This is a genomic window from Chryseobacterium defluvii (assembly GCF_003634775.1).
Lineage (GTDB): Bacteria > Bacteroidota > Bacteroidia > Flavobacteriales > Weeksellaceae > Chryseobacterium > Chryseobacterium defluvii.
Genome location: NZ_RBXB01000003.1, coordinates 240,672 through 255,365 on the forward strand (window position 1 = coordinate 240,672; position 14,694 = coordinate 255,365).

The 14,694-nt window shown below is 35.5% G+C and carries 9 protein-coding genes; all 9 read right to left on the reverse strand.

Annotated elements, in window-relative coordinates; genetic code table 11:
* Positions 1-39 precede the first annotated feature (39 nt).
* The gene (gene pckA, locus BCF58_RS13050) at positions 40-1,656 is read right to left on the reverse strand and encodes a phosphoenolpyruvate carboxykinase (ATP) (protein ID WP_121462254.1); all 1,617 of its coding nucleotides are present in this window, start codon (positions 1,654-1,656) and stop codon (positions 40-42) included.
* Positions 1,657-1,782: 126 nt separating this feature from the next.
* Positions 1,783-2,688 carry a GYDIA family GHMP kinase gene (locus tag BCF58_RS13055; protein WP_121462255.1) on the reverse strand — a complete coding sequence of 302 codons (906 nt, stop codon included), beginning with the start codon at positions 2,686-2,688 and terminating at the stop codon, positions 1,783-1,785.
* An 8-nt stretch (positions 2,689-2,696) separates the two neighbouring features.
* Positions 2,697-3,572, reverse strand: coding sequence for an ACP S-malonyltransferase (gene fabD / locus BCF58_RS13060; protein WP_121462256.1), 876 nt, complete (start codon positions 3,570-3,572; stop codon positions 2,697-2,699).
* Positions 3,573-3,637: 65 nt separating this feature from the next.
* On the reverse strand, positions 3,638-5,572 hold the full coding sequence (locus BCF58_RS13065) for a LysM peptidoglycan-binding domain-containing protein (RefSeq protein ID WP_121462257.1): 1,935 nt from the start codon (positions 5,570-5,572) through the stop codon (positions 3,638-3,640).
* Positions 5,573-5,610: 38 nt separating this feature from the next.
* A complete protein-coding gene (gene bshC / locus BCF58_RS13070) occupies positions 5,611-7,197 on the reverse strand; it encodes a bacillithiol biosynthesis cysteine-adding enzyme BshC (protein ID WP_121462258.1) in 1,587 nt (528 codons plus the stop codon).
* 12 nt (positions 7,198-7,209) lie between these two features.
* Entirely contained in the window at positions 7,210-9,150 is a 1,941-nt protein-coding gene (locus BCF58_RS13075) for a putative porin (RefSeq protein WP_121462259.1), read from the reverse strand.
* 141 nt (positions 9,151-9,291) lie between these two features.
* Positions 9,292-10,092 carry a hypothetical protein gene (locus BCF58_RS13080; RefSeq protein ID WP_121462260.1) on the reverse strand — a complete coding sequence of 267 codons (801 nt, stop codon included), beginning with the start codon at positions 10,090-10,092 and terminating at the stop codon, positions 9,292-9,294.
* Positions 10,093-10,110: 18 nt separating this feature from the next.
* Positions 10,111-11,661, reverse strand: coding sequence for a RagB/SusD family nutrient uptake outer membrane protein (locus BCF58_RS13085; RefSeq protein ID WP_170149026.1), 1,551 nt, complete (start codon positions 11,659-11,661; stop codon positions 10,111-10,113).
* A gap of 26 nt (positions 11,662-11,687) precedes the next feature.
* The gene (locus BCF58_RS13090; protein WP_121462262.1) at positions 11,688-14,528 is read right to left on the reverse strand and encodes a SusC/RagA family TonB-linked outer membrane protein; all 2,841 of its coding nucleotides are present in this window, start codon (positions 14,526-14,528) and stop codon (positions 11,688-11,690) included.
* Between the last annotated feature and the right edge of the window lie 166 nt (positions 14,529-14,694).

Sequence of the window (14,694 nt, forward strand, 5' to 3'; positions counted from 1 at the left end):
AGCATAAAAAAGCCTCATCTTCGATGAGGCTTTCTATTATTAAATTGTTTGTTCTTGTAATTGAGGTCCTGAAGCAACAAGTTTTTTTCCCTCCTCAGTGTTACAATACTGATCGAAGTTTTTGATATATCTTGAAGCTAAATCTTTTGCTTTTTCCTCCCATTCGGAAACATCACTGTATGTCTCTCTAGGATCTAAAATTCCTTCAGAAACATTTGGTAAAGCCGTAGGAATTTCAAGGTTCATAATCGGAACTCTTGTTTTTGGAGCATTTTCGATAGAACCATCAATGATCGCATCAATGATTGCTCTTGTATCCTTAAGAGAAATTCTTTTTCCTGTTCCGTTCCAACCTGTATTTACCAGGTAAGCTTTAGCACCGTGTTCTTTCATTTTCCCGATCAGTGTTTTAGAATACATTGTTGGGTGTAATGTAAGGAATGCTTCACCAAAAGCCGGAGAGAAAGATGGTTCCGGTTCAGTAATTCCTCTTTCAGTACCTGCCAATTTGGAAGTATATCCACATAAGAAGTGATATTGCGCCTGATTTTCATCTAAAATAGAAACCGGAGGCAATACACCGAATGCATCAGCAGACAAGTAAACGATTTTCTTGGCATGTCCTGCTTTTGACGGTAAAACTATTTTATTGATATGGTAAATCGGATAAGAAACTCTAGTATTTTCAGTGATTGAACCGTCTGTATAATCCGCAATACCATTATTTACCACTACATTCTCAAGAAGAGCATCTCTCTTGATAGCCGCAAAAATATCCGGTTCTTTTTCAGCAGACAAATCGATTACTTTAGCATAGCATCCGCCTTCATAATTGAATACTCCGTTATCATCCCATCCGTGCTCGTCATCACCGATCAGGTATCTTTTAGGATCAGCGGATAAAGTGGTTTTACCTGTTCCCGAAAGACCGAAGAATAAAGCTACATCTCCTTCTTCTCCCACGTTTGCCGAACAGTGCATAGAAGCCATTCCTTTTAAAGGAAGGTAATAATTCATCATTGCAAACATCCCTTTCTTCATTTCTCCACCATACCATGTTCCGCCGATAATCTGAAGCCTTTCAGTAAGGTCAAACATAATGAAGTTCTCAGAATTTAATTCCTGAGCCTCCCAGTTCGGGTTGGTGACTTTAGAGCCGTTGATTACTGTAAAATCAGGTTCTCCAAAGTTTTCTAACTCATAATGGGAAGGACGGATAAACATATTCGTAACGAAATGTGCCTGCCATGCCACTTCAACAATGAATCTTACTTTTAATCTGGTATCAGCATTCGTTCCACAAAAAGCATCTACTACATAAATTTTCTTAGCCGTGGAAAGCTGGTTTACAACTAATCCTTTACAAGACTGGAAAATTTCCGAAGTGGTAGGTAAATTAACTTTCCCATCCCAGAAAATTGTATCTTTTGTAACATCATCCTGAACAATATATCTATCTTTAGGAGAACGACCTGTAAAAATTCCTGTTTTTACTGATACAGCACCAGATTCTGTAAGTTCAGCTCTCTCAAAGCCTTGATTCTCAGGAGAAACTTCAGCTTGGTATAATTCTTCATAAGAAGGATTATAAATTACTTCATAGTTTCCTTTAATCCCTAATTTCTCTAAATCCTGGATGATTTTAGCGTTTTTCATTTTACTTATATTTTCTATTTCTTTTTGGGTTCAACAAAATTAAATATTAATTATTTGTTAAAGGTGGTTAAATATAATGATATAAGTCAGAATGACAAAGAAAAAAACAAGCCTGTAAAATATTGGTTATGAAGAAATTATCTCATCCCATTCAAAAATAGTGGAAAAACCTTTTCCCCAAAAATAGTCCCTAAAGCTGTCAAATTTAGTACTCATCACAAAATCTCCACCCCATGCTCCAAGACTTTTGACGAAAACCGGACAATCTTGAAAAAACAGGTCCTTAACTGTAGGAATTTCAAGGAAATCGGATATTTTTTGTTCATGTTTCACCATTAGCTGCGAAAAAATTTCCAATTCATTACATAATAAAATATTTTTTGTAAGATTTGAAAATTCATCTACGAGTTGCTGAGACTTCTCCTTAGATTTATATAAATTGATCCCTTCTCTGCTGTCTTGTTTTTGATTTAAATGAATAAAAATCAATTCACTTTTAAAAGAAGGACTGAAATTTACTTTTTCATATTTGATTTCAGGTTTGCTTTGATAAAGAACCGCAGATTTTTCTTTGGCAACAGCAATATCATACCCGCTTCCGCCTAAACTGATGGCATTTAAATGAAAAGGATTTATCTCCGCCCATTCAGCCAGGTTATTCATTAAGGTGGAACTGCTTCCAAGGCCATAATCAGCAGGAAACTGAAGATTTGTTTTTAGATAATAAGAATCTGTATGCCGGAATTTGATTTCAGAAAGCTGCTGAACATTTTTCAATGTTTTCAAAATAAACTCAGGACCAGAAGGAAGATTGGCTTCTATAATCTGCCAGTGTTTATAATCAATAACAGCCTTCAGCCACAATTTGTTTTGATGATATGCTTCCCAAAATATCAAGGATTTTTCATCATCTTTTTCTTCAAAGAAAAACTCTTGTCCCAGTCGGGTCGGTACCGCCAGGACAAGAGCTCCATCTATTGCGAAATATTCGGAAGTAAGCATCAGCTTTCCTGGTGAAAATATTCCGCTCATATTTTTAATTAGATTGCAGATGCAACTTCTACAGAACCGTCAATTTTCTTGATCAATCCCTGAAGTGTTTTACCCGGACCCACTTCTACAAAATTAGAAGCTCCGTCTTTAATCATATTTTGTACAGACTGTGTCCATTTTACAGGACCCGTAAGTTGTGCGATTAAATTTTGTTTGATTTCATCAGGATTGATTACTGCTGTTGTAGTGATATTCTGATAAACAGGAATTGTAGCTTTTCTGAATTTTGTATTTTCGATAGCTGCCGCTAACTTTTCTTGTGCAGGCTGCATTAATGGTGAATGGAAGGCTCCATTTACAGGTAACAGCAATGCTCTTTTGGCACCTGCTTCCTTTAATTTAGCACACGCTTCTTCCACTGCAGCAGTTTCTCCTGAAATGACAAGCTGCCCTGGACAGTTATAATTAGCAGGAACAACGATTCCATTGATCGTAGAACATATTTCTTCTACTTTAGCATCCTCTAATCCTAAAATAGCTGCCATAGAACTTGGATTGGCATCACAGGCTTCCTGCATTGCTTTTGCTCTTTCTGCTACTAACTTCAGCCCGTCATCAAATGATAAAACGCCATTGGCAACCAACGCTGAGAATTCTCCCAATGAGTGTCCGGCAACCATTTCGGCACCAAGACCGTTGACTGCTTTTAGGGCAGCCACTGAATGTATAAAAATTGAAGGTTGGGTAACTTCTGTTTTTTTAAGATCTTCATCCGTCCCATTAAACATAATGGAGAGAATATCAAATCCTAAAATTTCATTGGCAGATTCCATCAAATCTTTTATGTCTTTTCGAGAATCATACAATTCTTTTCCCATCCCCACGAATTGAGATCCCTGCCCAGGAAATACAAGTGCTTTCATGTATTAATTTAAAATATTATGCAAATATAAATATAATGTTGAATATTCTGTAAACGATAAAGTCATTAAGGAACCAGCCTGATTACACGATAACCAGTGTTCACATATGCTCCGTTCGCTTTGGATTTCACAAATTCAAATTTGGTAGCCAATTGGGTCTGAACTTTATTCATTTGTTTAAAAATTTCCCCTTTTTTGTTCTCTCTGGTCAGCATATCGTTTACCACATCAAACCCTATGATTGCATATTTAGGTGGTGTCTTACAATATTTACTTTTATATGCTGCCAAAATTTCTTTTTCAAAGCTCCCGTCTGTATTGATCTTTCTGTCCATCAGATACACAAGGTTAGCCTGGCTCAGATCATCTACCTTTTTTTCAAAGCTTGGAACATAATACATACTGAATGCTTTCACACCTTGTACTTCTTTTGACAAAGCAATAACTTTATTGGAAAACGCTTCTCCTATATTATCTGTATCACTTGCCAAAATAGCAATTACCGGAGCCGCCTGCCCTGTCATCATATTCTGATCAAGCTGAATTTCGGCCGGTGAATTCACAATTTTTACATTTGAATTTTTAACAGCTTTTTCAAGACCTGTTTTTATATAATTGGCGTTATCCTTTTTGCTATCGGCTACAATATAAATCTTCTGATCTGAATATACAGCTTTTACTTCATCAACTATTTTGTCAGCATAGGTTTGGTCATTGGTTTCAACAATAATCAAATTGCTATAATTGTATAATTCCGGAGAGTTGGCAAATGGGGCAACAATCGGAATTTTTTGATTTTTTGTAAAATCCAGCACATCAATAACATTAGATTTGAAGAAAGGACCGATGATAAGATCTGTATTGTTAGGATTGATTTGGGTTAATGAATTTTTAAAGGTTGCTTCATTTCCAGAATCCACTATTTTAATATCTAATTTCTGACCGTTTCTGGCATTTCTTTCAATCGCAAGCTGTGCTCCCGTTAAGAAATCCATTGCCATACTTCTATACTGTGTTTCATTGGTACTGTATCCGAAAGGCAGCATCATGACAACGCTTAGTGCATCACCGCTTTTCTTTACATAGGCAGGATCAAGCTTTTTGATCTTCAAAACCATTCCGGCTTTTAATCCATTGGATAACTCCGGATTTAAAGCGATGAGTTCATCAATGGTAACTCCGAACTTATTAACAATAGAGAATACGGTATCTCCCTGTTGAACAGTATAAGTTACATATTCTTCTGCCGAAGTAGTTTCTGTGTTGGATGTTTGGGAAGGTTTTTCATTCCCTGGATCAATGGCTGTTTTAGAATTTGCTGCCGGTTCTGCAACAGTAGCTGCATTTGATCTTTTTACTTTAATGGTCTCGCCGGGTTTCAATCCTTTTTCTTCCAAACCGGGATTAAGCGCAAAAAGTTCCTGCTGTGTGATTCCAAATTGTTTTGAAATTCTGTAATAATTATCTTTAGACTGAATTGTATAGTTTTCAGTATCAGAATCAGAAGAGGTTGTTTGTGTTTCAACGGTGGTTTCCACAGGTTTTGCGGCTACAACTGCCTGCTGTTGGGTTCCCCCATACTTTTTAATGCTTTCAAGAGGTAAAGTAATTTCATCACCAATTTTCATATGGGAATCCAATTCAGGATTTAACTTTCTTAAATCGGTTTCTGAGATACGGTACTGTTTGGTGATTCCATAAATAGTCTGCTTAGGTTGCAAAACAATTTTCCCCAACTCATTACCGGTTTGTTTTTTTTCAACTACAGCCGGTTTTGTGGCAGCTATAGTTTTTTTATCGGATTTTACTGCAAGAACATCCCCGATTGCCAATTTACCATCTTTGAATTTTGGATTCAGTTTTAGCAACTCATCTACCGTCATGCCATACTTTTTGGCAATATTGTAAGGGTTATCTCCTTTTACAACCGTATGGGATTTTTGAGCAGACACACCCAAAACCATACATAAACCGGATAAAATAAAAAACCTCTTGATCATGTTCGATACTTATAATTTACAAAAATACTTCTTTAAAATTAAATGGCAACAATTATTAATTTCGATTCTTGTACCACCATTTCCTCTAAACAAGTTTCAAGCCACGAATAGCCTTGGTCAGCAAAAAAAACGCTAAAATTATAAATTCTTTCCTGCCATGTCTTGGAAGGATGTACATCGATAAATAATTTTTCCAATCTTTCAAGCAATTCATTCTGCTTTATTTTTTCAGCGTGCAGAAGCCTTTTCTTCATTCTTCTGAAGGATTTCAGCTGCCTTACTTCTTCTGCCTTCACCATATTTCCGAAAGATTTTTCGGTGGTTTCGGCAACGGATTTTAATTCAGAAAAATTGTTGGTTAAAAAATTCTCTTTCTCTACCAGCAATTTCAGAATTGTATTGTCTTCTAAAATTTTATTGTTGGTGATGGTTGTAAAGTTTTGAAAGAAATCTTCAATTTTCAAATTCAGCTTTTCAATTTTCTTTATTGTTTTTTCCTGTAAAAACAGCATTGAATTTCTTGGGATAAGAACCGGAAACGGAATATTGATGTGAGAAAAATAATCTTTCAGCTCCAGCCAATACATGATTTCAGCATTTCCTCCGATATACGCAATATTGGGTAATATTTTTTCCTGGTATACAGGACGCATTAAAGCATTGGGGCTGAATTTTTCCGGAGAGCTTTCCAGTTCATTAATAATTTCTTCCTGTGTAAAGTGAATGTCTTTGTCAACAACAATATACTTTTGTCCGTCAAAATCTATTCTGTCTCTTGTATCTGAAAGATAAAACAGGTTTATTTCCCTAGGGTTTACCTGAACTTTCCCGTACTTATCTGTAAGGAATTCCACTTTCTTCCTAGAGCTTTTCTGCAAACTGAAATGAAGAAGTTCATCTTTGAACACATTTTTGATTTCTGCTTTCAATTCTCTGGAATCGCCATCTACTATCAACAAACCAAATTCAGAAAAGAGCCTGTTTACTAAAATTTTAATAGCATCAGTAAGTGTATTTCCTGTTTTATAAGCTTCTTTCAACATGAGAATCAACTCTGTTCCGAAAACATAGTCTTTAAATTCCTTTTCAAATTCAGATATAAAGAACGTATCTGTTACTGGTATTCTTCCAACCGGGCCACCCGATTTTGCATTCATTTCGTAATAGCCGTTTTCTGTTTTGAAATGATTGATCTCGGCAAAATCATGATCTTCTGAAGCCATCCAATAGACAGGAACAAAGTTAAAATCCGGAAAGTTTTCTTTTAAATAAGTGCAGGTTTTAATGGTCTGCAATATTTTATATATGAAGAAAACAGGCCCTGAAAACAAATTCAGCTGATGTCCTGTAGTAATGGTAAAGGTGTTTGGTTCTTTTAAATGAACTATATTTTCTTTTTGCCTTGAAGAAAGAACAAAATCTGAAAGCTGCCTTTGAACAGTATTCAACAGGACTTCCCTTTGTTGTGGCGCAAATGATTCCTGTTTTAAATGAATCTGCTTTCTAAAGTTATCTAAAGAAAATGTGTTTTCTTCGAATCCTTCAATTCTATGGTTTAAAAAGTCCTTAATTAATTGAGGAATGCTTTCTATATCATTAAATGATATTTTATTTATCGTTTTCAACCCGATTTTATTTTAGTTGAACAAATACCAGACAATTCCTATATTCAGTCTAAAATCATATACAGGATAATGTGGAAATGCGTAAGCTTTATTATGAGACAGAAGCGTCCCTATTTGCTGCCCTTCAATGAAGAAGAACATTTTTTTAACTTTCATATTAAAATACACGTCTGCAATCGGCTGTCCTCCAATTGAAAATGAGTTGGCATTCGGAAGAATATAATCGTTAATGACAGGGAAATAATCTCTTGACGCGAATTTAGAAAAGTAATATACTTTGATTCCGGCCTGAATTTCAGCTGCTTTTTTAAAGGCAAGAGTCTGATAAAAGATATTAGCTCTTCCGATGAAACCAGGCATCGGATATAATTCTTTATTCGTTAAAGCATTTTGAAACTGTACCCTTGTGTTCAAATGAAAATGGCCATAACTGAATGTAGCATCACCTCCGATTTGAGATATATTCAAAGGGGTCTCGCTTTGCTTTGGAGTTGCACTGCTATCAAAGTATGTGTAATTATCTATTCTGAAATAATTGACAAAAAGTTCTGTTTTGAACCATTTCAGATTGATGTTTCCACCAATTTCAGTAATGGACTGATTCTTTGCATCCTGAAGATAGTAATTGAACTTTTTATATACTGAAGTATTCAACAAATAATTAAATGTGGGATAAACACTTTGAAAGTTTACTCTGGCATTGACAAAATAATCTTTAATTGGCTCAAATTTCAAATTATTGGTCGTTTTTAAATAATTACCAAACTCGCTTCCGTTTGAAAATTCCAGGAATGAATTAAGCTGAACTTTATCCCAAAGTTTAACCTGCAAATTTCCTACAGCCCCTAATCTGTTTTCTTTGATTTCTGTTGGCCATGTAATATCATTCACTATAATTCCTTCTTCAATTCCGAATTTCAGCATCTGATAACGGACTCCTGCATCAAGCTTGAATTTTTCATTATCTAATACTAAACTTACAGTATTGCTCAAATTATCTGAGTATTTCTTTGTAGAAAGCGGAAAACCGCTGATCAATTCATCTTCATTGGCATACCAATAAGGTTCCAAAGCATCCTGATGATAAAAATATTTATTTCCCTGATGAAAAATAGTGTGTCTTATCCTGAAAGGAAACTTTTCTGAATTAAATGGGGTAAACTGGTGACTCAGATAATATCTTCTATAAGAAAACTGTGAACTTGTAGAAGCCAGATTTACCTGCGCGTTTTGTCTGTTTCTGTATTCACTGTCTCCATTTTGGAATAAATCATCTTCAAAAATACCTCCGTTTTCCTGATTGTTTACGTTTTGGTGCAGATAATGAGCAAAGATCTCATAATTTCCTTTTTTGGTAATATAGTGTCCCGAAAACAAAGTATTATTATTTGATGCCAGAGAATTTCTATAAAGTCCCTGAGAACGAAGCCCCATATATTCCAAAGCAAAATTGAATCTCTTGCCTATGTTTTGGGTATAGGTTGATTTCAACGCCGCGCCATTCCTCATTGAATTATGATAGACAAATGTGGCGGTAGGAGTTTTCACATCATAATATAGTACATCATTAATCCCTATGATTCCATACGATTTATTGGTAGGGAGTAAGGAGAGATTTTGTTCGGAGTTGACTTCATAAGATAAGGGATTAAATCCTGACCCCACATTGGCAAACTGAATTTTCCCAAAATTGTCTTTGTTGTTATATTGAGAAAAAATATATGTTTTATCAAAAGTCATTACCGTATCAAAAATTTTCTTTTCAGCATATTGTGTCTGAAACTGATAATCGTTGATGGTGGGCTTAAATATTTTCAGGGAATCTTTCCTACCTGAGTCTATGACCAAAGTGTCCTCCGCTTTTTTATCGACTCTGTTGGAATCTGTTTTATTGACTACCTGGGCATTCGTAAAAAAGCCTGAGAAAAGTATAATGAGAAATATGTACTTCATATGGACATTTATATTGTTCAAAAGGTCATATGTAACCGTGTGGTTTCATTTCCTGATTTTGTAAAGCAAAAATAAGAAATAAAAGGAAATAAAAAACCCCGTCTTAAAGACGAGGTTTTTTTATAATATCAATATTGAATATTAAATACCAGTTAATGTATCTACTTTATCTCCGAAAGAACCCGCATTTACATAATAGTTAACATTTAATGTAACTTTTCTAGCACAAAAATCAACTTTAGAAGCGGCACCGCTCACAGCCATTTTCATAGAAATCATACCGTAAGATGGGTGAAGATATCCAGTTTGCTGAGGAGCGAAAGTAATGTTTCCAGAGTTAGGATCGTAAGTAAGCTTAATATCGTATCCTACTTCAATATAGTCTTTAAGAAGTAAAGTGTTAGGATCTGGTCCCTGAACAATTGATTGTCCACTCCAAGAACCAAATAAACCGTTATTTACATCAAACAATCCTACAAATGTAGCAGCATTACAAACTAATGACATTGATAGTGTAAAATCTTGTCTGAAGCTTGTATTAGGGATTGTAGCACTCTGTAATTTAAATTTAGCAACTTTAGCAATAGGAGTCATTCCTGATTCTAAAACTCTAATGGTAAATTTACCAGTATTTTCACCGCTAGCTAAATTATCAGTAGCATTTATAATTTGAAAATCAGTTCCTTCAACTGCTGTTGAATTAGCTGCATCAAAAACCAATTTAACGTCATGACTACCAGAAACAGCAGCGATAGTTTCATAATCGATCACATAATCGAAATGATTAGTCCCCGCTAGTACTCCTGCTGTACCTTCGCTCTTGGCAAAGGTAAGGTAAGAACCTTTATCATAGTCTGGGTTTGGCAAACCTTCATCATCAACACAAGAAAATACTGAAAAGAAGGCTGCAAAAAACATTAGATATTTTAACATATTTTTCATTTTAGTCAATTTATAAAATTAATAACCAGGGTTTTGTTGAATAGCTGTATTCACATTCATTTCCAAAGATGGAATTGGCAATGCCCACTTATAGCTATTTAAAGGCAAGTTTGCTGGGTTACCTCCAGGGAAATTTGAAGTACTAGAAGAATAATCAACAGGGTGTCTGTCAATTCCTGCGTTAGCTAAATTACCCAATCTCTTAATATCTATAAATCTATAACCTTCGTAAGCAAATTCAATTCTTCTTTGATCTAAGATTCCTTTCCAAGCAGCAGTTGCACTAGGATAAGTAACAACCTGGCTAGAACCAAATCTTTGGTCCAATACAGTTTTAACAGCAGCAGCAGCACCAATTAAATCTCCGGCAGCTACCCTTGCTTCTGCTTTAATGAAATACATTTCAGAAATTCTCATGATTTTGAAATCATTGTTATTTCCGTTTGTACCTGTAGTTGCCCAAGTCGTAGTACCTGTTGCAACACCTCCGTGTTTGTTGATCACCAAAACATCAGAATCTCTATAAGTAGGAGAAGTAGCGTAATTAGGGTCAACAATTGAAGAAGGAGCTACAATCGTTCTGAATCTAACGTCAGCGGCACTATTTACAGCAACTAAGTTATATAAAGCTCTACTTACTTCATAGAAAGGTGATCCTGCTGCATTTGGTCTAACACTACACCAAGCGTTATGTAAGTTGGAAGCTTGTGCATTTTGCTGAACAGTTCTTTTTAACTTAAAGATAACTTCCTGAGCAGCACCATTAGATTCATTAAAGAAAACTCCTTGGTATTGAGCTTTAGTAGCAAGACTTACTCCAGAACTAGCGATTACCTGGTTAGCCCAAGTTTCAGCATTCGTATAATCTCCTTTATAAGCATATGCGCGAGCTTTTAAACCTCTTGTAAAGTTAACGTTAGCTACTGTCGGATCAAGTGCTGGTGCCGGGTTAGCAGTATATAAAGCAATTGCCTGATCTAAGTCACTGTGAATGAATGCATAAAATTCTCCATTCGTATTTCTTAGACGGTCGTTGTCTTCAGCGGCAAAGACTCTATCAGAAATAATACCCGCTAAAGCAGTGTCACTTTTCATATCTGTTGTAAAATATGACATGATTTTTAGATGACAGTAAGCTCTCATTGTTAAAGCTTCCGCTTTAATTCTAGCAATAACTTTTGCATCATCAGCATCCTTTGGTACTATTTTAGTAGAGTAATCAAGAAGCCTGTTAATTCTTGCTAAAGCAATATAGGTATTTGCCCATAATGCAGAAGGTCCACCTGATGTAGGAGTCAAGAAGAATACATAGTCATCAGTTAAACCTTGTCCGCCATTTGCTACTCCAATTCCGCATTCATCTGTAAATACAGATACAAATTCTGCTTCAGCTCTGCCAGATGCAGCTGCATATACAGAATTAAGTAATAGTCTTAGGTCAGAACTTGTCTGGAAGGCAACATCTTCTGTCAAGGCCCCAGGTGCATAGGTATCTAGCATATCATTGCTACAAGATGTAGAAGATAATCCTGCTAAGGCTATAAGTGATATATAAACTAATTTTTTCATTTTTTTTAAATTCTTATTCATTAAAATTAAAACTTAACATCAAACCCTAAAGTAAATGTTTTAGGAGAAGGATATTGACTTTGATCTGCTCCTCTGTTACTTTCAGCATCATATCCCTGCCATTTAGTCCATGTCGCAAGGTTCTCACCCTGTAATGTTATTCTTAACTCTCTTACAAATGTACCATTCAGTAAAGATTTTGGAATATTATATCCTAATTGGATATTTCTAAGTCTTACATAAGATGCGTCCACCAAGAATCTGTCTGATAATGCCTGAGCATCATAATTAGAAGCTGTAAGGGAAGGAATATTTGTATTCGTATTTGTAGGAGTCCAAGCATTTAATAGATCGCTTGAAACGTTAAACTGACCTAACTGAGTTGGATCATAGAATCCTGACATATCATAATCGTATCTGTATAGACCTGCAACATACGTAAATGTTGTAGATAAATATAATCCTTTATAATCCAAATCAAATCCAAAACCACCTTGGTATTTAGGAACTGTATTGTATTTAAGAGGTCTTAAGTCTGCAGTTGTTGGCGTTTCAGTCGGATTACCGTTGATATCTTCAAATAATAAGTTACCATTACTTGGATTAACACCTAAATAGTGGTATACATAAGGTGCCTGATACAAAGATCCGTTTTGAGAATATACCATTGGCTGAGTACCTTCTCTTAAAATTCCGTCTGGTAAATCATATACTCTTTGCTTATTGATAGATCCGTTTCCTCTTAAAGTAAAGGTAAGGTTACCATTTTTGATTAGATCATAAGCAAGAGATAATTCATATCCACTGTTTCTTAAATCCTGCGGAGTATTTTGTCTGATAGATAAAACCCCACTCGTTGGAGACTGTGCCCAGTCATCAAATAGGTCAATCGTTTTTCTGTCATATACGTCAAACTGTCCTCTCAATTTTCTATTGAATAATTCGAAGTCAGTACCAATGTTCCATTGTTTAGTAGTTTCCCATCTCAGGTCTGCATATCCTAAAGTGATTCCCATACCCATTAATCCGTTATAAACGTTATTAACAATAGAGAAAGTATCTAGGTATGGAGGAGGGTTTAATCCAGCCCAAACAGTACCATCTACGATTCTTTGGTTACCGGTCACCCCGTAAGAACCTCTGATTTTAAATGAGTTAACCCATTTAACATTATCCATGAAGCTTTCTTCATCTACATTCCATCTACCTCCCACAGACCAGAAAGTACCCCATCTTTGATCCTCGCTGAATCTGCTTGAAGCATCTCGTCTGATGTTCGCCACAATACCATATTTTTTATTGTAGTCGTAATCAAGGTTACCAAAGAAAGAGAACATATTCAATCTTGATTGTCCTGCTCCTACTGTTGGTACGTTGAAGTCATCATTACTTGTATCTGTAACATAACCTGTTCCTGCACCCGGTACCCAAGTCAATGGATTAAGACCTCTTTGGGTAAATGTGCTTGATTTTAACATAGCATTATTAAATTCGAAAGCTCCAGCAGCATTAATAGTGTGGTCTCCGAAAGATTTGCTATATTCTAATTGCCATAAGTTATTGAAATAGAATTGTCTTGATTCAGCAATTGTTTCTGTTCCTACCGCTTCTGTTCCGTTTTGGAATAAGAAAGAGTTGAATGAAATTGGATGCTGCCAAGTTAATCCGTTTTGAGTAATTAACTGAGCATTCGCTCTCATTCTCGCAGTAAGGGAAGGAAGAATCTGATAAGATAGTTCAGAAGTAACATCTAATCTCATTTCATCTAAACCTGTGTAGAATGTTTTCATTTTATCTATCAGGAATAGTGGAGTATATAATAATGTTCCTTCAGTTTCATATAGATTGAACAACTGTTGAGAATTCTGATATAGGCTAGGAGAAAGGTGAGGTGCTCCCTGGTATGCACCAAGTACCATATTTTGGTTTACACCACCAGTACCTAAACTTCCGATCTGATCGTTTCTAGTGAAACCAATTGCAGTACCAAAAGTATATTTGAATTTATTATCATTCGTTTTACCGTTAATTGTATTTCTAACAGTAAATCTCTTCATACCACTGTTTTCCAGGATACCATCTTGTTGTAAGTAACCTACATTGGTATAGCTGTTAATGTTTTTAGCTCCTGTAGTTACAGAGAAGTCATGACTCTGTAAGAAAGAAGGTCTAAAGAAAACATCTAGCCAGTTAGTATTTGTTTGATAATTATTGATTTCTTCCTGAGTCATATCAGCACCTACACCGGCACCATATCTATTTTCAAGAGTTAGTAATTGTCTGGCATTTGCTAAATTATATCTAGCATCTTGCAACATTGAAACCCCAATCTGAGATCTATAGTTAAATGCTGTTCTGTCGCCATATCTTCCTTGTTTGGTCTTGATAACAATAACCCCGTTAGAACCTCTGTTACCATATTGAGCCGTAGCAGAAGCATCTTTCAATACTTCCATACTTTCAACATCATTCGGGTTTAATGATCTGAATGAGTCACTGTTCGTAGGGAAACCATCAATTACATACAACGGGTCAGTGTTTCCACTAAAAGTACCAACCCCTCTGATGATTACAGTTGGCTTGGCCCCCGGTTGTCCTGTTCCAGTACTAATATTAACCCCAGCCAACTGCCCCTGAACAACGTTCATAAGGTTTGAGTTCGGTCTACCGTTAATAGTTTCTTCTTTAATTTGCGCAGTAGATACCACTGCAGTTTTTTTAGATACAGCTCTATATCCAACCACTACAACCTCATCGATTTTAGTCTCTTGTTTTGGAATAGTATCCTGTTTTGTTTGCGCCAATAGTGTTTGCCCACCCATAAAGAACAATACTCCAGCACTCAATACACGTAATTTAACATTCATATTAACAAATTTTAATATATTTTAATAGGCAAATATGTTAATAAATATTAACACTTGCAAGTTTTTTAATCACTTATATGGCCTGGTTTTTTACAATAATTAGTGAATTATAGATAAAATAAATAAAACTTAGCAATAATAGGCGGTTATTATTTAATAAAACTCA